The organism is Frigidibacter sp. SD6-1 (genome assembly GCF_030143255.1).
Taxonomy (GTDB): domain Bacteria; phylum Pseudomonadota; class Alphaproteobacteria; order Rhodobacterales; family Rhodobacteraceae; genus TMP-24.
Map to the genome: position 1 here is coordinate 109,385 of NZ_JARJNR010000005.1, position 23,963 is coordinate 133,347.

Sequence of the window (23,963 nt, forward strand, 5' to 3'; positions counted from 1 at the left end):
CGAGGCTGCGGTCACTAAAGGACCGCGGCAATCTCCTCGACGAACCGGATTAGGCGCGGCAGGCAGACCCTTTGCAGATCGTAGCGCTCGATTGCGGTCGCGCGCGCAGCCGCGCGCAGCGGGTCGTCAAGCGAAGGATGGGCGAGCGCCTGCGTCAACGCCGCCGACCAGCCCTCCACATCGAAGAAATCGACCAGTCGGCCGTTCACTCCATCCCGGATGACCTCCTCGACCGGCCCGGTGCGGGAGCCGATGACCAGGGCACCCGCGCTCATCGCCTCGATCATCGACCAGGACAGGACGAACGGATAGGTCAGATAGGCATGAACCCGTGTCACCTGCATCAATGACAGAAAGGCCGGGCGGGCGATCTTTCCCGTGAAATGCACACGCGTGAGGTCGAGCCGGTCCTTCACCTCGTCAAGGAAGATCTGCTTCCAGGTGCCGCTTTGCGGGGCGCGACCATAGCTTTGCCCCTCGCCGCCGACGATCACCACCTGCGCGTTCGGCCGCGCCGCCATCACCGCAGGCAGCGCCCGCATGAAGATATGATAGCCCCGGTAGGGTTCGAGATTGCGGTTGAGGAAGGTCAGAACCTCGTCCCCGGCGCGGAGCACGGGCTTGCCTTCGCCCAGCGACAGTTCCGCCGCCGGATCGGGCCGCACCTCGTCTGTATCCACGCCATCATGGATCACCGTGATCTTCTCGCGCAGAAGGGGCGGAAAGCTCGACGCCTGCCATGCGGTCGGCGACTGCGCCGCATCGGCGTCGATCATGCTTTGCAGGATATGCGCCGCCCGCGCTGTCGTCGCCATCCGTGCCTTCAGGTCGGTCTGCTGGAACTCCGGGTCGAAATCGCTATCCAGCCCACGCGAGCGATAGACGAGTTCGGCATAATTGATGATCTTGGCCTCGGGCCAGATCTCGCGCAGGAACAGCATCTCGCCCCAGCCGTTATGGCCGAAGATCACGTCCGGCACGAACCCGGTCCGTTCGCGCAGTTGAGCGCAGGCGCCGCCCACCATCTCGCCGCAGGCCACCATGTCGGCAAAGGTCGCGCCGATGCCCTTGAGGCGGTTCTTCACCGGGCTCTTGTAGTAGAGCGTGCGGACCTGGGTCGGGTTTGTCTTGTGGGCGACATCGGCGAGTGCCAGCACCTCATGCCCGCGCGCCGCCAAGGCCGGCGCCAGATGCCTGAACTGACCGGGGAAGTTCTGGTGGACGAAGAGGATCCTCATTCCGCGGCTTTCCGGTCGGCGAAGGCGGCGGCGAGCAGGGTCTGCGTATAGGGATGTTGCGGCGCGCCGAATATTTCCGCGCCCGTGCCGCTTTCCACGATATCGCCCCGGTGCATGACCGCGATCCGGTGCGAAAGTGCCCTGACGACGCGCAGGTCATGGCTGATGAACAGATAGGCAAGCCCGTGCCGCTTCTGCAGGTCGCGCAGAAGCTCAACGATCTGCACCTGCACGGTCATGTCGAGCGCACTGGTAGGTTCGTCCAGAACCACCACCTTCGGTCTCAGGATCATTGCGCGGGCGATGGCGATCCGCTGGCGCTGGCCGCCGGAAAATTCATGCGGATAGCGACCCATCATCGCCGGGTCGAGCCCGACCTCCTCCATGATTTCGGCCACCATCTCGCGCCGGTCGCGGCCGGGGTCCACGCCATGCACGCCAAGGCCCTCGGCGATGATCTCTTCGGCCGTCATGCGGGGCGAGAGGCTGCCGTAGGGGTCCTGAAAGACGATCTGCATGTCGCGCCTGAGGCGCCTGAGGTCCCGCGCCCGCCACTGGCTGATATCCTGACCCATGTAGATCACCGGCCCGTCCGCCTGGATCAGCCGCATGATGCCGAGCGCGAGGGTGGTCTTGCCCGAACCGCTTTCGCCGACGATGCCCAAGGTTTCACCTGCGCGCACGCTGACCGAGGCGGAGTTGACCGCCTTCACATGGCCGACGACACGCTTGAGAAGGCCCTGCTCGATCGGGAACCATATGCGCAGATTTTCCGTGCGGATCACCACGGGCGCGTCGGCCGCGACAGGATCGGGCGTGCCGTGGGGTTCTGCGGCCAGCAGCTTCTGCGTATAGGGATGCTGCGGATTGCCGAAAATCTCGGCCACCGGCCCCTGTTCGACGATCTCGCCGAACTGCATCACCGCCACCCGGTCGGCGATGCGCCGCACGATGCCGAGGTCGTGGCTGATGAAGATCATCGACAGGCCTTCGCGTGCCTTGAGGTCCGCGAGCAGGTCGAGAATCTGCGCCTGGATCGTCACGTCGAGCGCGGTGGTGGGTTCATCCGCGATCAGAAGGTCCGGCCCGTTCGCCAGCGCCATGGCGATCATCACGCGCTGGCGCTGGCCGCCTGACAGCTGGTGGGGATAGGCGCCGAGCCGACTGGCCGGATCGGCGATGCCGACCTTTTCAAGAAGCTCCACGATCCGCGCCCGCGCGCCCGTTCCGGTGACGCCCTGATGCAGCGCGAGGCTCTCGCCCAGCTGCTTTTCGATCGTGTGGAGTGGATTGAGCGAGGTCATCGGCTCCTGGAAGATGAAGCTGATGTCATTGCCCCGGACCCTACGCAGCGCGGCCTCTGGCGCGCCGATCAGCTCCGTGCCCTGCCAGACGGCGCTGCCACTGATCTCGGCATGCCCGCCGGTCAGCCCCACGACCGACAGCGCGCTGACCGACTTGCCCGAGCCGCTCTCGCCGACGATGGCCAGCGTCTCGCCCTTCGCGACCTCGAAGCTCACGCCCTTCACGGCGGGGATGACCCGGCCATCCTGACGGAAACTGACATGCAGCCCCTCGACCTTCAGAAGTGCCGTCATCGGAAGGTCTTTCTGGGATCGAAGGCATCACGCACGCCTTCGAAGATGAAGACGAGAAGCGACAGCATGATCGCGAAGGTAAAGAAGGCGGCGAAGCCCAGATGCGGCGCCTGCAGGTTCTGCTTGGCCTGCTGGGTCAGTTCGCCCAGCGACGGCAGGTTCGAGGGCAGGCCGAAGCCCAGAAGATCAAGCGCCGCAAGGCTTCCGATGGCGCCGGTGACCATGAAGGGCAGGAAAGTCAGCGTCGCCACCATCGCATTCGGCAGCACATGGCGGAACATGATCACCCGGTCGGGCACGCCAAGCGCCCGGGCGGCGCGGACATATTCGAAGTTCCGCGCGCGCAGGAATTCCGCGCGGACCACGCCGACAAGACCGGTCCAGCCGAAAAGGATCGAAAGCCCGACCAGAAGCCAGAAGGAACGTCCGAGGATCGCGAAGAGGATGATGATGACATAAAGCGTGGGTGTCCCGCTCCATATCTCGATGATGCGCTGGAAGATCAGGTCGGTCCTGCCGCCGAAATAGCCCTGAACGGCGCCTGCCGCGATGCCGAGCACGGCGCCCCCGGTGGTCACGATCAGCGCATAGAAGACCGACAGACGGAAGCCGTAGATGATGCGCGCCAGCACGTCGCGGGCGGTGTCGTCGGTGCCAAGCCAGTGAATGCTGTCGGGCGGCGATGGCGCGCGGCCGACATTGTCGACGGTGGTGTAGCTGAAGGGTATCGGCGGCCAGAGGATGTAACCCTTCTCGACCGCCTGACCCGCGACATCGCCATCGGCGGCATCGGCGATGACGCCTTCGGGATCGTCCCAGCACTCCTGCAGCCCGCCGGACAGGATCAGGCACTGGACCTCCTCATCCTTGTAGACGGCTTCGGTCCTGAAATCGCCGCCGAAGGCGGTTTCGGGATAGAAGCGGTAGACCGGCAGGAACCAGTCGCCCTTGTAGCGCACGAGGATCGGCTTTTCGTTCGCGATCACCTCGGCAAAGAGCGACAGGCCGAAGAGGACAAGGAATATCCAGAACGACCAGAGCGCCCGGCGGTTGGCCTTGAAATTGCGCAGGCGGCGCTGGTTGAGAGGGGAAAGACGGATCATCCGGCGCGGCTTTCGAAATCGATGCGCGGATCGACCACCACATACATGAGGTCACTGATGATGCCCACCACGAGGCCGAGAAGCCCGAAGGCGTAGAGCGTGCCGAAAACCACCGGATAGTCGCGCTGCACCGCCGCCTCGAATCCCATGCGGCCGAGCCCGTCGAGCGAGAAAAGCACCTCGATCAGAAGCCCCCCGCCGAAGAGGACCGAGATGATCAGCGCCGGAAAGCCCGCGATCACCAGAAGCATGGCGTTGCGGAAGACATGGCCGTATAGCACGCGACCCTCGCTCAGGCCCTTCGCCCGCGCGGTCATCACATATTGCTTGTTGATCTCGTCGAGGAAGCTGTTCTTGGTCAGAAGCGTCAGCGTGGCGAAGCCAGAGATGGTCATGGCGATGGTGGGCAGGGTGATGTGCCAGAAATAATCGCCGATCTTCGCCAGAAGGCTCAGCTCCTCCCAATTGTCGGAGGTGAGGCCCCTGAGCGGGAAGATCTTCCAGTAGCTGCCACCCGCAAAAAGGACGATCAGCATCACCGCGAACAGGAAGCCCGGAATCGCATAGCCGACGATGATCGCGCCCGAGGTCCAGGTGTCGAACGGCGTGCCATCCTTTACCGCCTTCCTTATCCCCAGCGGGATCGAGACCAGATAGGCCAGAAGCGTCGACCAGAGGCCGAGCGAGATCGAAACAGGCATTTTCTCCAGCACCAGGTCGATGACCGAGATCGAGCGGAAATAGCTCTCGCCGAAATCGAAGCGCAGATAGCTGCCCATCATGTCGAAGAAGCGGACATAGGCGGGCTTGTCGAACCCGTACTGCTTTTCCAGCTTGGCAATGAACTCGGGCGGCAGGCCGCGCGCGCCCGCGTACTTCTCGTCGCCGATCGATTCCTCGATCCCCGCGTCGGCGCCGCCGGTGATCGATTTCAGCACGTCGCCCTGACCTTCGAGCTTTGCGATCATTTGTTCGATCGGGCCGCCGGGCACGAATTGGGTCAGAGTGAAATTCACCAGCATGATCCCGATCAGCGTCGGAATCGTCAGTAGTAGCCTGCGAAGGATATAGGCGCCCAATTCCGATACTTTCCGGTTGTCAGTAAGCGCCAGCAGCCTTCAGCCGCTGAGCCGCATCGGCATCGTACCACCAGAAGTCCAGTTCTCCGACCAGAAGGGGGGGCAGATTGTCCGGGTGACGATAGAAATCGTAATAGGCGACCCAGGTATCCGAATTGTACCAGAGAGGAATATCAAAGCCCAGGCTCCTCAGCACCCGGTCGAGCGCATGGACCGAGGTCTTCAGATCAGTCTGCGTCTGGGCAGCCACAACATGAGGGATCAGCCGGTCGATGGCCGGATTGCGCAGCCGCATCAGATTGCGGGAACTGTTGTCTGCGGTCTTCGTCGCGAACCACTGTTCAAGGCCTGTCGATGGTTCGAACGTCATCGAGAAAGCATGGCTTGTCATATCGAAGTCGCCCGATCGCCGACGCTCTACATATTGCGCTGTGTCGATACGCTCCAGCTTGCCCTTGATCCCGATCAGAGAGAGGTTCTCGATGAAAGGGTTGATGAACTTGTCGAAAATCGGGTTGTACTGGATGATCGTCAGCGATAGCTCCTCACCCTTTTCGTTGCGCCTTATTCCGTCATCGCCGGTTTTCCAGCCCGCATCGTCGAGAAGCTGAGCGGCCGCGCGGATCGTCTGGCGTGAAGGGCGGTTCTGATCGGGATCGTTGGCAAAGGGAAGCACTGCGTCATCGGACAGGATAGATGCATCCAGCAGCCCGTCATCGACCAAGGGTTTCAGCAACGCGATTTCACCCTCCGACGGGGTGCCGGACGCTGAGAGGTCCGTTGCCTGCCAGAAGGATACAGGTCGCTCATATAGCCCGTATTGCAGCGCCTTCCGTGACCACTCATAGTTGAACATCATGGCGATGGCGTTACGAACGCGTTTGTCTTGCCATCTCTCGCGGTCGAGATTGAACACCCAGGAAAGCCGTGAGCCGACGTTCCCGTCCGGAATGGTTTCCCTCTTGACCCAGCCCTTCTCGATGGCCGGGAAATCGTAGCCCGTCGCCCACTCCTTCGATGAGCTTTCATTGCGAAACGTGTAGTCGCCCGACTTGAAGCCTTCAAAGGCAGCGCTGCTGTCGCCAAAATATTCAACCCTTATCGTATCGAAGTTGTTGCGACCCTTGTTGAATGGAATGTCGTTGCCCCAGTAGTCGGGGTTGCGCTTGTAGACCACCTGGCTGTTGATCTTGAAACTGTCCAGAACATAAGGCCCGGTGGCAAGGAACGGTCTTTGGGTGCTTTTGTCCAGCCGCGCCCCTGTTTCTTCGAACCACTTTTTGGAGAAAGCGGGAATGCCACCAGCGAAGGTTATTCGGTCGCGCATTGGGGCCTTGTCCGTGAAATGGAAGGTGATGCGGTGTGGGCCGTCGATTTCGACCCGTTCCAACCAGCCTTGCCGAGCGACGCGGAATTCCGAGATGCCTTGCTCAAGGAAAAGATTGAAGCTGAATGCGATGTCCTCTGCCGTCACCGGCGATCCGTCCGAGAATTTAACGTCATCGCGCAGGTTGAATGTCACGAAGGAGATATCTTCGGGATATTCGAGCGTTGTGCAAAGAAAACAATAGGCCCCGTATGGATCGTCTGCTGTCGAGGTCAGGATCGACTCGCCGCCTATTGTGTTCAGAGCGGCCGCCACCCCTTCCATCGCATACTGGTTGAAACTGTCAAAGTTGCCCTGCGCCCAGATGGAGATTTCACCGCCCTTTGGCGCATCCGGATTGACATAGTCCAGGTGGTCGAAATCGGCGGCATATTTCAATTCGCCGAAACTGGAATAGCCGTGCGAGGTGATGACGGTTGTCTGGGCATGCGACATGGCGGGAAGCGTGACGGCGATGGCCGTGACCAGGGCAAGGCAAAAGCCGCGCTGCCGTGCCCGCACGGTCCCGGCGCTGTCTGTGACGGCCTGCAACTTCATGGCACCCCCTCGGCGCGTTTCCGACCGCGCCCGCTTTCCTGGTACGGACCCTAGAACGCCATTGGTGCGGGCTTCAAGTTGCGAATTCGTGAGGCAATAATAAGGGCCGCTCTGACAGGCGGCCCCGGATCCGCTCCCGATCTTTTGGCGCTCAGCCGCCAAGGCCCTTGAGATAGGCGATGAGGTTGGCGCGGTCCTCGATTTTCGGCAGACCGGCGAAGGCCATCTTGGTACCCGGCGCATAGCCCTTGGGGCTCGTGAGGAATTCGTTCAGACGCTCCGGCTCCCAGTTGCCGCCAAGGCCCTTGAGCGCGTCAGAGAAGCTGAAGCCTTCGACGCTGGCCACTGCACGGTCGACGACGCCGTCGAGGTGCGGGCCGGTCCCGTTGGTGCCGTCGACCTTGTGGCAGGCCTTGCACTTGCCGAAGACCTTCTCGCCCGCCGCTGCATCGGCTGCCGCGAAGACGGTCGCGAAGTCGGGCCCGGCCTCTGCCGCCTCGGCCTCGCCGCCTTCGGCGCCGGTGTCGATCGAATAGGCCTGCGCCACTTCCTCGCCGCCATGACCTTCCACGCCGGTGTGATAGAGCGACTCTGCCGCCCATTTGCCCAGAAGGAAGATCAGGAAGGCACCGCAGAGCGCGCCGCCGGCCTTCGTTACTGTCATCGTGTCGAACATGTCGCGCCTCGGGTCTTGGCTGGTTTGCGGGCTATCTATCCGCTTCCCCCGCCGGGGATCAAGGTATAGTTAGCGCGGCGAATTGCCCTTTTTCGGGGTCAGTGCAAGTGGGGAACGCCATGAAGGGTCGCATCGCCTTCCAGGGAGAGCCGGGAGCCTATTCGCATCAGGCCTGCCGCCAGGCGCGGCCGGAGATGGAGGCGCTGCCCTGCGCGACCTTCGAGGACGCGATCGAGGCCTGCCGCCGGGGCGATGCCGACCTTGCGATGCTGCCGGTCGAGAACTCGACCTACGGGCGGGTGGCCGACATCCATCACCTGCTGCCCGAAAGCGGCCTTCACATCGTCGACGAGGCGTTCGTGCGCGTCCATATCAACCTTCTGGCGGTTCCCGGGACGCGGCTGGAAGAGGTCGAGGGCGCGATGAGCCACACGGTTCTTCTCGGCCAGTGCCGGGGTTTCCTGAAGCAAAATGGCATCCGTCCCGTCACCGGCGCCGACACGGCAGGCTCCGCCCGCCATGTGGCGGAACTGGCCGATCGGAAGCTTGCAGCCCTCGCCTCCGAACTCGCGGGCGAGATCTACGGGCTTGAGGTTCTGGCCCGTCATATCGAGGACAAGTCGAACAACACGACCCGCTTTCTGGTGATGGCTCGCGAGCCGGATCTGAAGCGGCGCGGCGACGATGGCATGATGACCTCGTTCGTCTTCCGCGTCAGGAACATTCCGGCCGCGCTTTACAAGGCGATGGGCGGGTTTGCCACGAACGGCGTGAACATGACCAAGCTGGAAAGCTACATGGTCGACGGCGTCTTCTCTGCCACCCAGTTCTATGCCGACATCGAAGGCCACCCCGATGATGCCAACGTCCAGCGTGCGCTGGAGGAACTGGCCTATTTCACCTCCTACATGAAGCTTCTGGGCGTCTACCCCGCCGACCCGATGCGACACGGCGCCTGACGGCCCGGCACGTCCGCAGCGTCTGGCCGACGCCCCTGCCGCCTTTTCCGTCGTGCGCCTGCCGGGCGGCCGCCGCGAGGGGGCTGTGCCCTCCCACATGAAATCGACCGGACATGATTTAAATCAAGGCGCGCCGCGGCGCTGCGGCGCATTGGTGTGGCCGGGAATGCTGCGGGGCGTGGTGCCGTCGCAGCGGGATCCGAGCGAATCGAGCGGCGCATGCGTCCCTTGGGAACGAAATTCAGCCCGACGGCCGGACCGGTTGGTTACGGGCGCCGCTGCCTGGGCCAGTGCCTGATCCTTCTGCTCGTGCTCACCCTCACGCTTGCGGGTCTGCCGCATGCCGGGTCCGCCGCCGATGCGACCGCGTTCGAACTTTGCGCCGATGGTGGCAGCAGAACCGTCTGGCTCGATGCCAGCGGCGCGCCAGCGCAGCCGATGCAGGATTGCCAGAAATGCCCGAAATGCCTGTTCGCGGGGCAGGGTGCGATCCTGGCCGCGCCGGTCCTGATCGCGCGCCGCGATGCCAGACGGCGGCCTGGCTGGCGTCTGGCAAGCTGGACTGCACCGGCCATGTCTGCGCGCCGCGCGAGGGCACGCGGACCTCCATCCCCACCATCTGATCTGTCTGCCTCGGGCTTTGCCACGGGTCGTGCGGGCTTTGCGCCCCCTTCCCCCTCCGGGCGGCTTTCCAAGGGCGCCCCGAGATGACTTACCTCCGCTTCCTTCTTTCGCATGTCATCCTTTGGCTCGCAGCCCTGCCTGCTGTGGCGGAGCCGGTGCTTGCCAAATTTCTTCCCGAAGTCGCTGCGGGCGACCTGGTCGCCGGTGCCGACGGGTTTGGCGCGATCCGCGACGATCTGGCCGTTGTGCCGCTGCTCAAGGGCGGCGAGCCCATCGGCTGGGCCTTCATCACCTCTGACTTCGTCGGCACGACCGGCTATTCCGGCAAGCCCATTCACACGATGGTGGCCATCGACAAGGATGCGAAGGTCATCGGCGTCCAACTCGTCAAACATTCCGAGCCGATCGTGCTGATCGGCATTCCGGATGCCAAGGTGAAGGCGCTTGCGGCAGCCTACATCGGCCTCGATCTGGTGGCCGAGGCGCAGTCCGGCGGCACGTCGCATGACGTCGACATCATCTCGGGCGCCACCGTTACGGTGATGGTGATCGACGATTCCATCGTGCGATCCGGCCTGAAGGTGGCACGCGCGCTGGGCCTTGGCGGGCTTGCGCCCGAGGCGAAGGCGGCAGGCCCTCGCTTCGAGATCAATCCCGAGGCCGGTGCCGCCGGGGACTGGACGGCGCTGGAAGGCGACGGCACGATCCGGCGCCTGTCCTTGGACGTGGGTCAGGTGAACGCGGCCTTCGCAGGGCTTGAGGACAAGCGCGCAGCCGAACGCGCGCTGACGGAGGCGCCCGAGACGACCTTCATCGAGATGCAGACCGCCCTCGTTTCAGTCCCGGCGATCGGCAGGGCCGTCCTGGGCGAGGCGGAATATGCCAATCTGACAGGCTGGCTGCAGCCCGGCGAACAGGCGATCGCGGTGGTCGGGCGCGGGCTCTACAGTTTCAAGGGTTCGGGCTATGTCCGGGGCGGCATCTTCGACCGGATCGTTCTGATACAGGGCGATGTGTCGGTCCGTTTTCGCGACAAGATGCACCGCAGGCTTGTGGCCGTCGCCACCCCCGGGGCGCCCGCCTTCGCCGAGGCGGACCTCTTCAGGGTCCCCGCCGATGTGGGCTTCGATCCGGTCGAACCCTTCCGCCTCCAGCTTCTGGTGCAGCGCGAGGTCGGGCCGATTGAGAAACTCTTCACCACCTTCGACCTCTCCTATCAGCTGCCGCAATCCTATCTGCGTCCCGTCGCCGCCACCCAAGCGCCCGAGCCGGATACGGCCACGCTCGCCGCCGCGCAGGATGAAGGCACCGCGCAGGCACTGCTCTGGAAGCGCATCTGGAACGGCTCCCAGTTCGAGATTGCCGTTCTTCTGGCCATGCTTTTCGTGCTGACGGCCGTCTTCTTCTTCCAGAAATGGACGACGCGGAACGAACGCGCCTTCTTCTGGTTCCGGATCGGCTATCTGACTTTCACTCTGGTCTTCCTCGGCTGGTATGCCAATGCGCAGCTATCGGTCGTGAACCTGATGGCTCTCTTCGGAGCCCTTGTCAGCGGCTTCAGCTGGCAGGCCTTCCTCCTCGACCCGCTGACCTTCATCCTGTGGTTCGCGGTCGCTGCCGCGCTTCTCTTCTGGGGGCGCGGGGCCTATTGCGGCTGGCTCTGCCCGTTCGGCGCGCTGCAGGAGTTGACGAACCGGATCGCCAAGGCGCTGCACATCCCGCAATGGACACTGCCCTGGGGCCTGCACGAACGGCTCTGGCCGATCAAATACATGACCTTCCTTGGCCTGTTCGGCGTGTCGCTGATGTCGATCGAACAGGCCGAACATCTGGCCGAGGTCGAGCCGTTCAAGACCGCGATCATCCTCAAATTCATCCGCGCCTGGCCGTTCGTTGCCTACGCGGCGGCGCTGCTGGTCGCGGGTCTTTTCGTCGAACGCTTCTATTGCCGCTATCTCTGCCCGCTGGGCGCGGCGCTCGCCATTCCCGCACGGCTGCGCATGTTCGACTGGCTGAAGCGGTACCGCGAATGCGGCAATCCCTGCCAGACCTGCGCCAACCAATGCATGGTCCAGGCCATCCATCCGACGGGCGAGATCAACCCCAACGAATGCCTGAACTGCCTGCATTGCCAGGTTCTCTACCAATCGAAAACGACCTGCCCGGTCGTGATCAAGAAACTGAAACGGCGCGAGGCGGTGGGTTCGGCCACGCCGCGCGACCTTTCCGGGCACCCCAACCACCCCAAGACGCAACCAGCCGAATGAAAGGACAGATCATGTCTGACGAACTGAGAAACGGCATTTCCAGACGCGGGCTTCTTGGCGCGACCGCCGGAACCGCCGCCCTTGCAGGCGCATTCGCCGGGCGCGCGACGCTGACCGGCGGCGCGGTGGGCGCCGCAGCTCTCGCCACCTCCGCCACCGCGGCCGGCGCGACCGAGGCGGCCGCCGTCGCCCCCGGCCAGCTTGACGAATATTACGGCTTCTGGTCCTCGGGCCAAACGGGCGAGATGCGCATTCTCGGCATCCCCTCGATGCGCGAACTGATGCGGGTGCCGGTGTTCAACCGCTGCTCGGCCACGGGCTGGGGCCAGACCAATGAATCGATCGCGATCCACCAGCGGACGATGACCGACAAGACGAAGGCCTTCCTCGCGGCCAACGGCAAGAAGATCCATGACAATGGCGATCTTCACCACGTCCACATGTCCTTCACCGAAGGCAAGTACGATGGCCGTCACCTGTACATGAACGACAAGGCCAACACCCGTGTGGCCCGCGTGCGCTGCGACGTGATGAAATGCGACGCGATCCTGGAAATCCCGAACGCCAAGGGCATCCATGGCCTGCGTCCGCAGAAATGGCCGCGCACCAACTACGTCTTCGCGAACGGTGAAGACGAGGCGCCGCTGGTCAATGACGGCTCGACCATGAAGGACGTCAGCACCTATGTGAACGTCTTCACGGCGGTCGACGCCGACAAGTGGGATGTCGCCTGGCAGGTGCTGGTGTCCGGCAACCTCGACAATACCGATGCCGACTATGAGGGCAAATGGGCCTTCTCAACCTCCTACAACTCCGAGATGGGCATGAACCTTGCCGACATGACGGCCAGCGAGATGGACCATGTCGTGGTCTTCAACATCGCCGAGATCGAGAAGGCGATCGCGGCCGGCGCCTACACCGAGCAGAACGGGGTCAAGGTTCTGGACGGCCGCAAGGAAGCGAACAGCCAGTTCACCCGCTATATCCCGATCGCCAACAACCCGCATGGCTGCAACATGGCGCCGGACAAGAAGCACCTGTGCATCGGTGGCAAGCTGTCGCCCACCGTCACGGTGATCGACGTCACGCTGCTGGATGCCGTCTTCGACGGCGCCGATCCGCGCTCCTGCGTGGTGGCGGAACCGGAACTGGGCCTTGGCCCGCTGCACAATGCGTTCGACGGGCAGGGCAACGTCTATACCTCGCTCTTCCTCGACAGCCAGGTGGTGAAGTGGAACATCGACAAGGCGATCGCCGCCTACAAGGGCGAGGCGGTCGATCCGATCCTCGACAAGGTCGATGTCCAGTACCAGCCCGGTCACCTCAAGACCTCGATGGGCGAGACGCTGGAGGCCGACGGCAAGTGGCTCGTCTGCCTGTGCAAGTTCTCGAAGGACCGGTTCCTGAACGTCGGACCGCTGAAGCCGGAGAACGATCAGCTGATCGACATTTCCGGCGACAAGATGGTGGTCGTCCACGATGGCCCGAATTTCGCCGAGCCGCATGATGCGATCGCCGTCCACGCCTCGAAGATGACCGGCATCAAGTCGGTCTGGGACCGGCAGGACCCGATGTGGGCCGAGACGCGCAAGCAGGCCGAGGCCGACGGGGTGAACCTGGACGATTATCAGGATCAGGTCATCCGCGACGGCAACAAGGTGCGGGTCTACATGTCGAGCCAAGCACCGCAGTTCGCTATCGAGGAATTCACCGTCAAGGAAGGCGACGAGGTAACGGTGATCGTCACCAACCTCGACGATATCGACGACCTGACCCACGGCTTCACCATGGGCAACCATGGCGTGGCGATGGAAATCGGGCCGCAGGCGACCAGTTCGGTCACGTTTGTGGCCGGTCAGCCGGGGGTCTACTGGTACTATTGCCAGTGGTTCTGCCATGCGCTGCACATGGAGATGCGCGGCCGGATGTTCGTGGAACCGAAGGCGGCATGATGCCATGATCCTTCTTCGCCCGGCCCTGATCCTCGCCCTTCTTCTCGCCTCCGTGGCGGGGGCCGAAGAACTGCGGGTCGCGCCGGGCGAAGCAACGCTTGCCACTGCCATCGCCGGGGCCGATCCCGGCGATGTGCTCATGCTCACCGCCGGGCATTATTCCGGCCCCGTCACGCTGGACCGGGCGCTGACCCTGACCGGCCCGCAAGAGGCGGTGATCGACGGCAAGGGTCTGGGCACGGTCGTCACCGTGACTGCCGACGATGTGGTGGTCCGCGGGCTGACGGTGACCGGCTCCGGCACCCGCAATTCCGACCTCGATGCCGGGATCAAGATCGTGAAGGGTGCCGACGGCGCATTGATCGAGGGCGTCCGGCTCGAAAACAACATGCACGGGATCGACGTGCACGGATCACGCGGCAGCGTGGTGCGCGGCAATGTGATCGTGGGGCTGCAAGACCCCCGCATGAACGAACGCGGCAACGGCATCTATGTCTGGAACGCGCCCGGCACGATCGTCGAGGGAAACGATATCCGCTTCGGTCGCGACGGCATATTCGCCAACACCTCGCGCGAAAACGTCTTCCGCCACAACCTGTTCCGCGACCTGCGCTTTGCGGTCCACTACATGTACACGCACGACAGCGAGGTCAGCGGCAACATCTCGGTCGGCAATCATCTGGGCTTCGCTATCATGTTTTCGAACAAGGTGGTGGTGAAGGACAACCTCTCGCTCGGTGACCGGGAACACGGGCTGATGCTGAATTATGCCAACAGCGCCGACGTCAGCGGCAACCTCGTGCGCGGCGGGGCGAAAAAATGCCTCTTCATCTACAATGCCCACAAGAACCTGATCTACCGCAACCGGTTCGAAGGCTGCGGCATCGGCATCCATTTCACCGCCGGATCGGAACGCAATGTTCTGACCGAGAACAGTTTCATCGCCAACCGCAACCAGGTGAAATATGTCGGCACCCGCCAGATCGAATGGAGCTTCGAGGGCCGGGGTAATTTCTGGTCCGACAACCCGGCATTCGATCTGAACGGCGATGGGATCGCCGACGGGGTTTATCGGCCGAACGACCTGATGGACCATATCCTCTGGTCGCAACCGGCGGCGGCGCTGCTCACCGGTTCGCCCGCCGTCCAGCTGGTGCGCTGGAGCCAGAAGAGTTTCCCCGCGATCCTGCCCGGCGGCGTGCAGGACAGCTTTCCCCTGATGGCGCCGCGAACCATCCCCGTCCCGCCCGCGACCCTCGCCATGGAGGCAGGGGCCGCAGGACGCTGGGCGCAAGGACAATATGATGACATCGACCCTGAAAATCTCGGCACTCACTAAGTGCTTCGCCAGTCTCAAGGCGCTTGATGCCGTGTCACTTGCGGTGGAACCGGGCATGCGCGTCGCGCTCCTCGGCCATAATGGTGCAGGCAAGTCGACGCTGATGAAGATCGTCCTCGGCCTTCTGCCGTTCGACAGCGGCAGCGTCGAGGTCTGCGGCGCCGCGCCCGGATCGGCGGCGGCGCGGGCGGGCGTGGCCTATCTGCCGGAAAACGCCGCCTTCCATCCCGCGCTGACCGGCGAAGAGCAGATCGGCCATTACCTCGCACTGCGCGGCGAAAGCCCGAAGGGCGCGCGCGCGCTTCTGGAACGGGTCGGCCTGCACGAGGCCGCGGGGCGCCGGATCGGGTCCTACTCCAAAGGCATGCGCCAGCGCGTCGGCCTCGCGCAGGCGCTGATCGGCAAGCCGAGGCTATTGGTTCTGGACGAGCCGACCTCGGGCCTCGACCCGGTCTCGCGCCGCGATTTCTATGAGTTGCTCGACGGCCTCGCGGCCGAGGGCGCGGCAATCCTCCTCTCCTCCCACGCATTGACCGAGGTCGAGGCGCGGACCGACCGGCTCTTGATCCTGTCGAAGGGCCGCATGGTCGCCTCGGGCACGCTTTCGGACCTCAGGCGCGAGGCGGCCTTGCCGGTCACCATCCGCATGACAGCGCGCAACGGCTATGCGGCTGACATTGCAAAGGCTCTGCCCGGCACCATCCGCTTCGGCGCGGACTTGCAGCTGTCCTGCAGTCAGGAGGACAAGCTCGGCACGCTTGCCCGCGTGACAGGCCTCGGCGACCGGCTGGCCGATATCGAGGTCACGCCGCCGAGCCTTGAGGATATCTACAGCCATTTCAGCCGGAGGGACGGGCAATGAGGCGCATCCTCGCCACCGCGCGCACCGAATTCCGCATTGCCTTCCGCAACCGTTGGGTGGCGATCGCCATCGGGCTGATGGCGCTTTTCGCGCTTGTCCTCACCGCTGCCGGATCGGCGCCGACCGGGGTCTTGGGCGCGGACCGGCTGTCGGTCACGGTGGCGTCGCTGACCTCGCTCGCCGTCTATCTCGTGCCGCTCCTGGCGCTTCTGATGGCCTTCGACGCGATCGCGGGCGAAGCGGAGCGCGGCACGCTGCCGCTTCTTCTCACCTATCCAGGCAGCCGGGTCGAGATCCTGATCGGCAAGCTTCTTGCCCATCTGATCGTCCTCGCACTCGCCCTCGTCGCGGGCTACGGGCTGGCGGCTGCCGCCGCCTTCCTCGCCGATCCGGGGGCGGCCTCCGGCCTGCCCGCGCTGTTCCGGCTCGGCTGGACCTCGCTTCTCCTTGGCGCCACCTTCCTCGGTGCGGGCTATGCGCTTTCCGCGCTCGCCCGGCGCCCTTCGGGCGCGGCGGGCCTTGCGATGGGCCTCTGGCTCGGCGCCGTCGTTCTCTATGATCTGGCGCTGCTCGCCGCGGTGGTCGCCGATGGCGGCGGCTGGTTCACGACCGATCTCTTCCCGCTCGCGCTTCTGGCCAACCCGGCCGATGCCTTCCGCCTTTTCAACCTCGCCGCTTCCGAGGCGACGGCGGCGGCGACCGGCGTTGGCGGTGCAGCCGCGGCGATGCCGCTCTGGCAGTCCGCGCTTTCGGTCCTTCTCTGGCCGCTCGCGGCGCTCGCGCTTTCCAGTGCCGCGTTCAGGAAGGTGACCCCATGAAACGCCTCTTTCTGATCGCACTCCTTGCTCTTTCCGCCTGCCGCGAGGAGGCACAGGACGTGACCCCGGTTGCCTTAACCGAAGAGGCTGTCGGCCACTATTGCCAGATGAGCCTTCTGGAACATGAAGGGCCGAAAGCGCAGGTCCATCTCGAGGGCCTGCCGGGGATGCCGCTCTTCTTCAGCCAGGTGCGGGATGCCGTGGCCTATGCGCGCCTGCCCGAACAGGACGGAGTCATCCTCGCGATCTATGTCAGTGACATGGGCGCCCCCGGCGCCACATGGGCCGCGCCGGGGGCGGACAACTGGATCGGCGCCGACAGCGCCTATTATGTGACGGGCTCCACTGCCGAAGGCGGCATGGGCGCGCCGGAGCTTGTCCCCTTCGCCGATGAAGCGAAGGCCGCGGCTTTCGCGGCCGAGCGCGGAGGCGCCGTGATGCGTCTGGCCGATGTGCCCGACAGCGCTGTCCTCGCACCCGTCGAGGGCGCCGCGACATCCGCCGCCGAAGAAGGCGATGCCGATTATCAGGCACGCCTCAAGGCCCTGTCCGAAACCGTCGGAGACTAAGATGCAGACCCGCCGCCGCTTCCTCGCCATCTCTGCCGCAGCGCCCTTCGCCCTCGCGGGACCGACCCGCGCCGCGCCGCCGCCGACCTGGACCGGCGTCGCGCTCGGCGCGCGGGCGAGCCTTCGCATCGACCATCCCGACGCCGCCCGCATCGCCGAAGAGGTCACGGCCGAAATCGCGCGGCTGGAGGGCATCTTCAGCCTCTACCGGCCCGAAAGCGCGCTCATGCGCCTGAACCGCACCGGCCGGATCGACGCGCCGCCGCCCGAGCTTCTGGAGTGCCTCACGCTCGCCGGCGCTGTTCATCGCGCCAGCGGCGGGCTGTTCGACCCGACGGTGCAGCCGCTCTGGGCACTCTGGGCCGAACGCACCGTCGCAGGCACAAGACCCGGCCGCGCCGAACTGATGGCGGCGCGCGCGTGCGGCGGATGGGCGGATGTCCGCCTCGACCGCAGCGCCGTGACGCTCGCTCCCGCCATGGCGCTGACCCTGAATGGTATCGCGCAGGGCTATGTCGCCGACCGTATCGCCCGGCTTCTGGAGGCCGGGGGGCTGACGAATATCCTGATCGACACCGGCGAGTTGCGCGCACTCGGCGGCCAGCCGGACGGGTCGGACTGGTCGGCCATGCTGGCGGAGGGCGGCCTTGTGCCGCTCAGGCAGCGGGCCCTCGCGACGTCGGCACCCCTTGGCACGACCTTCGATGCGGACGGAAGGTCGGGCCATATCCTCGATCCCGCGACCGGCGAAACCGCGCCGCCTGTCTGGAGGGCGGTCAGCATCTCGGCGCCGTCCGCCGCGCTGGCGGACGCCCTTTCCACTGCCGCCTGTTTGACCAGGATCAAGGCAGAGATCGACGCGATCCTTTCTGTCTTCCCCGAAGCGCGCTGCGAAGCCGCCGTCCGATCGTAAACCTGTCTGAATACGGGAGAGCCCCATGCTCAAGATGACCGCAACCCTTGCTGTCAGCCTTCTCGTCGCCTCGCCGGTCCTCGCCGGCGACCCGGTGGCGGGCGAGGCGGATTTCAAGAAATGCAAGGCCTGTCATTCGATCATCGCCGCCGACGGCACCGTGATCGTCAAGGGCGGCAAGACCGGCCCGGACCTCTGGGGGCTTGATGGCAAGACTGTCGGCAGCGCGCCCGATTTCAAGTATGGCGATTCGATCCTGGCCGTCGGTGCGGCGGGCGTCACCTGGAACGAGGCCGAGATCGCGGCCTATGTGACGGATCCGACCGCCTGGCTGAAGGACAAGCTCGGCGATGACGGCGCCAAATCGAAGATGACCTTCAAGCTTGCGAAAGGCGCCGAGGATATCGCCGCCTATCTCGTGACCCTGAAGTGAGCCTGGCGCCCCGCGCCCCCCAGCGGGCGGCGTGGGGCACGGCCCGGGCCCCGTCGTCAGACCCGTTCGCCGGTCAGGGAATTCGGTGCGCTGGCGGTGATCCTGACGCGCGCGATCTCTCCGACCTGCGCGGCCGGGTCCATGACATGGACGGCATGCAGATAGTCGGACTTGCCGCCCATCTGCCCTGCGAGCCGTCCCGGTTTTTCGTAAAGGACCGACACCTCGCGCCCGACCATCGCGGCCTGCGCGGCGCGCTGCTGGTCGAGGATCAGGGCCTGCAGCTCCTGCAGCCTCGCATCGGCAACGTCCGCCGCGACCGGCTCGCGCTCGGCGGCGGGTGTGCCGGGGCGGGCGGAATATTTGAAGGAATAGGCCATGCCGTAGTTCACCGCCCGGATCAGATCCATGGTCGCGGCGAAATCCGCGTCCGTCTCGCCCGGGAAGCCCACGATGAAATCGCCCGACATCATCATGTCGGGCCGCGCGGCGCGGATCTTTCCGATCAGCCGCAGATAGGCCTCGGCCGTATGCTTGCGGTTCATCGCCTTCAGGATGCGGTCCGACCCGGACTGCACGGGCAGGTGCAGGTAGGGCATCAGCTTCGGCTCCTCGCCATGGGCCGCGATCAGGTCGTCGCCCATGTCGTTCGGGTGCGAGGTGGTGTAGCGGATGCGTTCAAGCCCGTCGATCTTCGCCAATGCCCGGACGAGGCGTGCGAGCGTCCAGCCATCGTCGCCGTGATAGCCGTTGACGTTCTGGCCCAGAAGCGTGATTTCCCGCACGCCTTTCTCGACCAGCTTCTGCGCCTCGGTCAGGATGCGCTCCGACGGGCGGCTCACCTCGGCGCCGCGTGTGTAGGGCACCACGCAGAAGGCGCAGAACTTGTCGCAGCCTTCCTGCACGGTCAGGAAGGCGGTGGGCCGGGCCCTTGCCATCGGTCGGTCGGGCAGATGGTCGAACTTGTCTTCGGCCGGAAACTCTGTGTCGACAGTCTTTTCGCCCCGCGCCGCCGCCTTCGCCATGGCAGGCAGCCGGTGATAGCTTTGCGGGCCGACCACCAGATCGACCAGCGGCATCCGGCGCAGGATTTCCTCGCCCTCGGCCTGGGCGACGCAGCCCGCTACCCCGATTTTCAGCCCGGGCTTGTCGGCCTTCAGCGGGCGAAGCCGCCCAAGGTCGGAATAAAGCTTTTCGGAGGCTTTCTCGCGGATATGGCAGGTGTTCAGCAACACCATGTCCGCCTCTTCCTGCACCTCGGTCGTCACATAGCCGTCCGCGCCCAGAGCCTCGGCCATGCGCTCGCTGTCATAGACATTCATCTGACAGCCATAGGTCTTGATATAAAGCTTCTTCGGCTCGGGCATCGTCGGGGCCTTTCCGCGGGACCGGGCGCTTCTACCCCAAAGCGGGCGGCCCCCGCAATGGCGGGGCTTGATTTGGCCCGCCCGATCGGGAAGGTGAGAGGCGGAGGCGGAATGAACTTCAGCGGGCTAGAGGATTTCCTGACGCGGGGACGGGCGGTGCTGGCCAAGGGGCCGGTGGCGCTGATCTTTGCCGAGGACGGGGTCGAGCTGACCTCGACCGTCGCCCATCATCTGCAGATCGGGTTCCGCAGCCTCGTGGTGCTGAAGCCGCAGGCGGTGGACTGGGTGCCGGAGGCGGAGGTCGCGCCGCGCATATCGACGCTAGCTTTCGATCCGTTCCCGCGCGATGCGGTGCCGGATGCCCTGACCCGGATCATCGCGGCGACGCCCGAGGCGACCTGGCTCTACTGGGGCTATAACGCCGAATATCTGTTCTTCCCCTTCTGCGAGACGCGGACAGTGGGCGAGATGCTCGCCTTTCATGCCGAGGAACGGCGCCGCGCGATGATCGCCTATGTGATCGACCTCTATGCGCCGGATCTGCAGGCCCATCCCGACGGGGTGACACTGGACAATGCCCATTTCGACCGGTCGGGCTATTACGCCGCCGCCCGCTATCGCGACGGCCAGCCACTGGAACGGCAGATGGAGGTCTTCGGCGGCATCCGCTGGCGGTTCGAGGAGCATATCCCCTGGAAGAGCCGCCGGCTGGACCGCGTGGCGCTGATCCGGCCGGAGAAGGGGCTTCAGATGCGGCCCGATTTCACCCTGTCAGAGGAGGAGCGCAACACGATCTCCTGCCCCTGGCACCATAACCTGACCGCCGCCGTCGCCTCTTTCCGCACCGCAAAGGCGCTCCGCGCCAACCCCGGGTCGAAATGGGCGATCGGCAATTTCTGCTGGCGCGGGTCGGAGCGGTTCGACTGGTCGTCGAAACAGCTTCTCGATCTGGGCATGATGGAACCCGGCCAGTGGTTCTGACGCCGACCGTGCCGGAGCGGCTCATCCGCCATGACAGGCGTCTTCGCCGCGAAGAGGGCTGAAAGGCCCGATGAGCGGCCTGCCGGGGGGCCTCGCGCGCCGGAACGGGCGCCTGCGACCCTACCGCCGCCTGAGGCGGATCACCACATCGACGCGCGCCACATCGGTGTCGCGGGGGGCCGCCGGCAGGCGGGCGATTTCCAGCTCTTCCTTCGGCGCGTCGGTCAGTTCGGCGGTTTCTTCCCAGTAGAAATGCGGATGATCGTCCAGCCGCGTATCGAAATAGGAGCGCGAGCCATCGACCGTGATCTCGCTCATCAGCCCGGCCTCGCAGAAGGCGCGCAGCGTATTGTAGACGGTGGCGAGCGATACGGTCTCGCCCGCGTCGCGGGCGGCACCGAAGAGCCATTCGGCCGTGACATGCCGGTCCTTGCCGTCGCCCACGAGAAGCGTCGCGAGCGCCACGCGCTGGCGCGTCGGCCTCAGGCCCGCGCCGTCCAGCCAGCGTGTGCCGCGCTCTTCGGCGGCATTCTGCGAAGGGGGTATATCGATCATGCCACCCTTATACGGCAGCTTCGGACGCAAATTCAATCGGGACACGGTCTTTTGCCTTGACGTCAGGCGGTTGCGCTTGCCCTGTCTCCGGGCGGAATGTTACAGGGCCTGTAACGAAACGCGATCAAAGGCAGGGCGAATGACGGCTTATCCTTCGAGCTTCTCCAAGGAAGACCTCCTGAAATGCGCGCGGGGCGAGCTGTTCGGCCCCGGCAATGCGCAGCTGCCCGCGCCGCCGATGCTGATGATGGACCGGATCACCGATATCTCGGACGACCGGGGCGAACATGGCAAGGGCCATGTGGTGGCCGAATTCGACATCACGCCGGACCTGTGGTTCTTCGACTGCCACTTCCCGGGCAATCCGATCATGCCGGGCTGCCTTGGGCTTGACGGGCTTTGGCAGCTGACCGGCTTCAACCTCGGCTGGCGCGGCTGGCAGGGGCGCGGCTACGCGCTGGGCGTGGGCGAAGTAAAGCTCACCGGCATGGTGCGGCCCGACCGCAAGATGCTGACCTACAGGGTCGACTTCACCAAGGCCATCCAGACCCGTCGCCTGACGATGGGTGTCGCCAATGGCATTGTCGAAGCCGACGGCGAGGTTATCTATCAGGTCACCGACATGAAGGTCGCCCTCTCGGCGACCTGACCGAATTCGAAGGAGTAGGCCCATGCGCCGCGTCGTCATCACCGGTATGGGGATCATCTCGCCCATCGGCAACAATGTGACCGAGGTCGAAGCGTCCCTGCGCGCCGGAAAGTCCGGCATCGTCTTTTCGCCAGAGTATGCCGAGCATGGTTTCCGCAGTCAGGTCCACGGCAAGCCGCAGATCGTGCTTGAGGATCATATCGACAAGCGCAACCTGCGCTTCATGGGGCCGGGGGCGGCCTACAATTTCCTCGCCATGGAACAGGCCATCGCCGACTCCGGGCTTGAGGAAACGGATGTCTCGAACGAGCGCACCGGCCTGATCATGGGCTCGGGCGGGCCGTCGACCTCGAACTTCTTCGTGGCCTTCGACACGGTCATCAACAAGGGCGCGCCGAAGAAGATGGGCCCCTTCATGGTGACGCGCTGCATGTCGTCGACCAACTCGGCCTGCCTTGCCACGCCCTTCAAGATCAAGGGCGTGAACTATTCGATCACCTCGGCCTGCTCGACCAGCGCCCATTGCATCGGCAATGGCGTCGAGCTGATCCAGATGGGCAAGCAGGACGTGGTCTTCGCCGGCGGCGGCGAGGAGCTCGACTGGACGCTCTCGTGCCTCTTCGACGCGATGGGCGCGATGTCGTCCAAGTACAATGACGCGCCGACGACCGCCTCGCGGACCTATGACGCGACCCGCGACGGGTTCGTCATTGCGGGCGGCGGCGGGGTCGTGGTGCTGGAGGAACTTTCCCACGCGCTGGCGCGCGGGGCGAAGATCTACGGCGAAGTCACCGGCTATGGCGCCACCTCGGACGGCTATGACATGGTGGCACCTTCGGGCGAGGGCGGCGAACGGTCGATGCGGCTGGCGGTCTCGACCCTGCCTGAGGGTCGCAAGATCGATTACATCAACAGCCACGGCACCTCGACGCCGGTGGGCGATGTGACCGAGATGGAGGCGATCCGCCGCGTCTTCGGCAAGGGCTCGACCCCGCCCGTCGCTTCAACCAAGTCGCTGACCGGCCATTCGCTGGGCGCGACGGGCGTGCACGAGGCGATCTATTCGCTGATCATGATGAACAAGGACTTCATCGCCGCTTCGGCTAACGTGACGACGCTCGACCCGGCCCTTGACCCGGCGGAAATTGTCACCACTCTCCGGGAAGGTGTAAAGCTGGATTCGGTTCTCTCGAATTCTTTCGGGTTCGGCGGCACCAATGCTACGCTCGTGATGAGCAAGTACCTGGGGTGAGGGGCAGATGCCGGATTTGATGCGGGGCAAGCGCGGGCTCGTGATGGGCGTCGCGAACGAGCGGTCGATCGCCTGGGGGATCGCGAAGGCCCTCGCCGACGAAGGGGCGGAACTGGCCTTTTCCTATCAGGGCGAGGCGTTCGGCAAGCGGGTCGAGCCCCTGGCCGCCTCGGTCGGGTCGGATTTCCTGGTCGATGTCGACGTGACGAACGATGAAAGCCTTGAGGCCTGTTTCGCCGGGCTGAAGGCGCGCTGGGGGACGATGGATTTCCTCGTCCATGCCATCGCCTATTCCGACAAGAACGAACTGACCGGCCGCTTCATCAACACCAGCCGGGCGAATTTCAAACAGTCGCTCGACATTTCCTGCTTTTCCTTCATCGACGTCGCGCGCCGCGCGTCCGAGATGATGCCGGAAGGCGGGTCGCTGATCACGTTGACCTATGGCGGGTCGAACCGGGTAACGCCCAACTACAATGTGATGGGCGTCGCGAAGGCCGCGCTGGAAAGTTCGGTGCGCTATCTGGCGAATGACCTTGGCCCGCAAGGCGTCCGCGTCAATGCCATCTCGCCCGGCCCGATGAAGACGCTCGCCGGGGCGGCAATCGGCGGCGCCCGCGCCACCTTCCGCCATACCGAGGCGAACGCCCCCCTGCGCGCCAACGCGACGCTCGAGGCGATCGGCGGCACGGCGGTCTATCTTTTGTCGGACCATGGTGCCTGCACGACCGGCGAAATCATCCGGGTCGACGGCGGCTTCCATGTCCTCGGCATGCCGCAGCAGGAGCATATGGGCGGATGACCG

22 protein-coding genes are annotated in these 23,963 nt (G+C 64.7%); 14 read left to right on the forward strand and 8 right to left on the reverse strand.

All coding sequences use genetic code 11. The annotated features are described in order from the left end of the window. Window positions 1–14: 14 nt before the first annotated feature. The 6 genes from P0645_RS10735 to P0645_RS10760 all read right to left on the reverse strand — a co-directional run bounded on the left by P0645_RS10735 (window position 15) and on the right by P0645_RS10760 (window position 7,618). Entirely contained in the window at window positions 15–1,238 is a 1,224-nt protein-coding gene (locus P0645_RS10735; protein ID WP_284164572.1) for a glycosyltransferase, read from the reverse strand. After that, window positions 1,235–2,836, reverse strand: a complete 1,602-nt coding sequence (locus tag P0645_RS10740; RefSeq protein WP_284164573.1) for an ABC transporter ATP-binding protein — start codon at window positions 2,834–2,836, stop codon at window positions 1,235–1,237. Before P0645_RS10740 ends, P0645_RS10735 begins: the two co-directional genes overlap by 4 nt. Further along, window positions 2,833–3,936 (reverse strand): ABC transporter permease, encoded by a 1,104-nt coding sequence (locus P0645_RS10745; RefSeq protein ID WP_284164824.1) that lies wholly within the window; start codon window positions 3,934–3,936, stop codon window positions 2,833–2,835. Before P0645_RS10745 ends, P0645_RS10740 begins: the two co-directional genes overlap by 4 nt. After that, a complete protein-coding gene (locus P0645_RS10750) occupies window positions 3,936–5,018 on the reverse strand; it encodes a microcin C ABC transporter permease YejB (RefSeq protein ID WP_284164574.1) in 1,083 nt (360 codons plus the stop codon). Before P0645_RS10750 ends, P0645_RS10745 begins: the two co-directional genes overlap by 1 nt. Before the next feature lie 19 nt (window positions 5,019–5,037). Then, complete coding sequence (locus P0645_RS10755; RefSeq protein ID WP_284164575.1) at window positions 5,038–6,942, reverse strand: extracellular solute-binding protein; 1,905 nt, start codon at window positions 6,940–6,942, stop codon at window positions 5,038–5,040. 151 nt (window positions 6,943–7,093) lie between these two features. Continuing rightward, entirely contained in the window at window positions 7,094–7,618 is a 525-nt protein-coding gene (locus tag P0645_RS10760; protein ID WP_284164576.1) for a c-type cytochrome, read from the reverse strand. Between the two features lie 119 nt (window positions 7,619–7,737). On the opposite strand from P0645_RS10760, the gene P0645_RS10765 reads away from it, so the two are divergent. The 10 genes from P0645_RS10765 to P0645_RS10810 all read left to right on the forward strand — a co-directional run bounded on the left by P0645_RS10765 (window position 7,738) and on the right by P0645_RS10810 (window position 18,354). Continuing rightward, the gene (locus P0645_RS10765; protein WP_284164577.1) at window positions 7,738–8,577 is read left to right on the forward strand and encodes a prephenate dehydratase; all 840 of its coding nucleotides are present in this window, start codon (window positions 7,738–7,740) and stop codon (window positions 8,575–8,577) included. Between the two features lie 219 nt (window positions 8,578–8,796). After that, entirely contained in the window at window positions 8,797–9,288 is a 492-nt protein-coding gene (locus P0645_RS10770; protein WP_284164578.1) for a hypothetical protein, read from the forward strand. Then, window positions 9,285–11,468, forward strand: coding sequence for a NosR/NirI family protein (locus P0645_RS10775; RefSeq protein ID WP_284164579.1), 2,184 nt, complete (start codon window positions 9,285–9,287; stop codon window positions 11,466–11,468). Before P0645_RS10770 ends, P0645_RS10775 begins: the two co-directional genes overlap by 4 nt. An 11-nt stretch (window positions 11,469–11,479) precedes the next feature. Next, entirely contained in the window at window positions 11,480–13,420 is a 1,941-nt protein-coding gene (gene nosZ / locus P0645_RS10780) for a TAT-dependent nitrous-oxide reductase (protein WP_284164580.1), read from the forward strand. 4 nt (window positions 13,421–13,424) lie between these two features. Beyond that, complete coding sequence (locus P0645_RS10785; RefSeq protein WP_284164581.1) at window positions 13,425–14,759, forward strand: nitrous oxide reductase family maturation protein NosD; 1,335 nt, start codon at window positions 13,425–13,427, stop codon at window positions 14,757–14,759. Continuing rightward, on the forward strand, window positions 14,725–15,621 hold the full coding sequence (locus tag P0645_RS10790) for an ABC transporter ATP-binding protein (protein WP_284164582.1): 897 nt from the start codon (window positions 14,725–14,727) through the stop codon (window positions 15,619–15,621). The genes P0645_RS10785 and P0645_RS10790 overlap by 35 nt, the downstream gene beginning before the upstream one ends. Continuing rightward, window positions 15,618–16,439 (forward strand): ABC transporter permease, encoded by an 822-nt coding sequence (locus P0645_RS10795; RefSeq protein WP_284164583.1) that lies wholly within the window; start codon window positions 15,618–15,620, stop codon window positions 16,437–16,439. The genes P0645_RS10790 and P0645_RS10795 overlap by 4 nt, the downstream gene beginning before the upstream one ends. Next, window positions 16,436–17,008 (forward strand): nitrous oxide reductase accessory protein NosL, encoded by a 573-nt coding sequence (locus tag P0645_RS10800; RefSeq protein ID WP_284164584.1) that lies wholly within the window; start codon window positions 16,436–16,438, stop codon window positions 17,006–17,008. Before P0645_RS10795 ends, P0645_RS10800 begins: the two co-directional genes overlap by 4 nt. A 1-nt stretch (window position 17,009) precedes the next feature. Beyond that, complete coding sequence (locus tag P0645_RS10805) at window positions 17,010–17,921, forward strand: FAD:protein FMN transferase (protein ID WP_284164585.1); 912 nt, start codon at window positions 17,010–17,012, stop codon at window positions 17,919–17,921. Between the two features lie 25 nt (window positions 17,922–17,946). Continuing rightward, window positions 17,947–18,354: a c-type cytochrome gene (locus P0645_RS10810; RefSeq protein WP_284164586.1), complete on the forward strand. Its 408-nt coding sequence runs from the start codon at window positions 17,947–17,949 to the stop codon at window positions 18,352–18,354. A gap of 56 nt (window positions 18,355–18,410) precedes the next feature. On the opposite strand, the gene miaB is transcribed toward P0645_RS10810, so the two are convergent. Further along, on the reverse strand, window positions 18,411–19,721 hold the full coding sequence (gene miaB / locus P0645_RS10815) for a tRNA (N6-isopentenyl adenosine(37)-C2)-methylthiotransferase MiaB (protein WP_284164587.1): 1,311 nt from the start codon (window positions 19,719–19,721) through the stop codon (window positions 18,411–18,413). A 111-nt stretch (window positions 19,722–19,832) separates the two neighbouring features. Here miaB and P0645_RS10820 point away from each other — a divergent pair, with 111 nt between their 5' ends. After that, window positions 19,833–20,702 (forward strand): glycosyltransferase family protein, encoded by an 870-nt coding sequence (locus P0645_RS10820; protein ID WP_284164588.1) that lies wholly within the window; start codon window positions 19,833–19,835, stop codon window positions 20,700–20,702. Window positions 20,703–20,822: 120 nt separating this feature from the next. Here the strand turns inward: P0645_RS10820 and irrA are convergent, their stop codons facing one another. Further along, complete coding sequence (gene irrA, locus P0645_RS10825; protein WP_284164589.1) at window positions 20,823–21,257, reverse strand: iron response transcriptional regulator IrrA; 435 nt, start codon at window positions 21,255–21,257, stop codon at window positions 20,823–20,825. Between the two features lie 139 nt (window positions 21,258–21,396). On the opposite strand from irrA, the gene fabA reads away from it, so the two are divergent. From fabA to P0645_RS10840, 3 genes are read left to right on the forward strand one after another with little or no spacing between them, the layout of a single operon-like run. Continuing rightward, entirely contained in the window at window positions 21,397–21,906 is a 510-nt protein-coding gene (gene fabA, locus P0645_RS10830) for a bifunctional 3-hydroxydecanoyl-ACP dehydratase/trans-2-decenoyl-ACP isomerase (protein WP_284164590.1), read from the forward strand. A 22-nt stretch (window positions 21,907–21,928) separates the two neighbouring features. Continuing rightward, on the forward strand, window positions 21,929–23,158 hold the full coding sequence (fabB, locus tag P0645_RS10835) for a beta-ketoacyl-ACP synthase I (protein ID WP_284164591.1): 1,230 nt from the start codon (window positions 21,929–21,931) through the stop codon (window positions 23,156–23,158). Between the two features lie 7 nt (window positions 23,159–23,165). After that, on the forward strand, window positions 23,166–23,960 hold the full coding sequence (locus P0645_RS10840; RefSeq protein WP_284164592.1) for an enoyl-ACP reductase FabI: 795 nt from the start codon (window positions 23,166–23,168) through the stop codon (window positions 23,958–23,960). Window positions 23,961–23,963: the final 3 nt, after the last annotated feature.

What these genes read in the sequence shown, in the direction of transcription:
- P0645_RS10760 (WP_284164576.1), bottom strand. Translation starts at nt 7,618, where the DNA reads ATGTTCGACACGATGACAGTAACGAAGGCCGGCGGCGCGCTCTGCGGT.
- P0645_RS10765 (WP_284164577.1), top strand. Translation starts at nt 7,738, where the DNA reads ATGAAGGGTCGCATCGCCTTCCAGGGAGAGCCGGGAGCCTATTCGCAT.
- P0645_RS10735 (WP_284164572.1), bottom strand. Translation starts at nt 1,238, where the DNA reads ATGAGGATCCTCTTCGTCCACCAGAACTTCCCCGGTCAGTTCAGGCAT.
- P0645_RS10770 (WP_284164578.1), top strand. Translation starts at nt 8,797, where the DNA reads ATGCGTCCCTTGGGAACGAAATTCAGCCCGACGGCCGGACCGGTTGGT.
- P0645_RS10820 (WP_284164588.1), top strand. Translation starts at nt 19,833, where the DNA reads ATGAACTTCAGCGGGCTAGAGGATTTCCTGACGCGGGGACGGGCGGTG.
- P0645_RS10800 (WP_284164584.1), top strand. Translation starts at nt 16,436, where the DNA reads ATGAAACGCCTCTTTCTGATCGCACTCCTTGCTCTTTCCGCCTGCCGC.
- fabA (WP_284164590.1), top strand. Translation starts at nt 21,397, where the DNA reads ATGACGGCTTATCCTTCGAGCTTCTCCAAGGAAGACCTCCTGAAATGC.
- P0645_RS10840 (WP_284164592.1), top strand. Translation starts at nt 23,166, where the DNA reads ATGCCGGATTTGATGCGGGGCAAGCGCGGGCTCGTGATGGGCGTCGCG.
- P0645_RS10790 (WP_284164582.1), top strand. Translation starts at nt 14,725, where the DNA reads ATGACATCGACCCTGAAAATCTCGGCACTCACTAAGTGCTTCGCCAGT.
- irrA (WP_284164589.1), bottom strand. Translation starts at nt 21,257, where the DNA reads ATGATCGATATACCCCCTTCGCAGAATGCCGCCGAAGAGCGCGGCACA.
- P0645_RS10775 (WP_284164579.1), top strand. Translation starts at nt 9,285, where the DNA reads ATGACTTACCTCCGCTTCCTTCTTTCGCATGTCATCCTTTGGCTCGCA.
- P0645_RS10795 (WP_284164583.1), top strand. Translation starts at nt 15,618, where the DNA reads ATGAGGCGCATCCTCGCCACCGCGCGCACCGAATTCCGCATTGCCTTC.
- nosZ (WP_284164580.1), top strand. Translation starts at nt 11,480, where the DNA reads ATGTCTGACGAACTGAGAAACGGCATTTCCAGACGCGGGCTTCTTGGC.
- P0645_RS10785 (WP_284164581.1), top strand. Translation starts at nt 13,425, where the DNA reads ATGATCCTTCTTCGCCCGGCCCTGATCCTCGCCCTTCTTCTCGCCTCC.
- P0645_RS10755 (WP_284164575.1), bottom strand. Translation starts at nt 6,942, where the DNA reads ATGAAGTTGCAGGCCGTCACAGACAGCGCCGGGACCGTGCGGGCACGG.
- P0645_RS10740 (WP_284164573.1), bottom strand. Translation starts at nt 2,836, where the DNA reads ATGACGGCACTTCTGAAGGTCGAGGGGCTGCATGTCAGTTTCCGTCAG.
- fabB (WP_284164591.1), top strand. Translation starts at nt 21,929, where the DNA reads ATGCGCCGCGTCGTCATCACCGGTATGGGGATCATCTCGCCCATCGGC.
- P0645_RS10805 (WP_284164585.1), top strand. Translation starts at nt 17,010, where the DNA reads ATGCAGACCCGCCGCCGCTTCCTCGCCATCTCTGCCGCAGCGCCCTTC.
- miaB (WP_284164587.1), bottom strand. Translation starts at nt 19,721, where the DNA reads ATGCCCGAGCCGAAGAAGCTTTATATCAAGACCTATGGCTGTCAGATG.
- P0645_RS10810 (WP_284164586.1), top strand. Translation starts at nt 17,947, where the DNA reads ATGCTCAAGATGACCGCAACCCTTGCTGTCAGCCTTCTCGTCGCCTCG.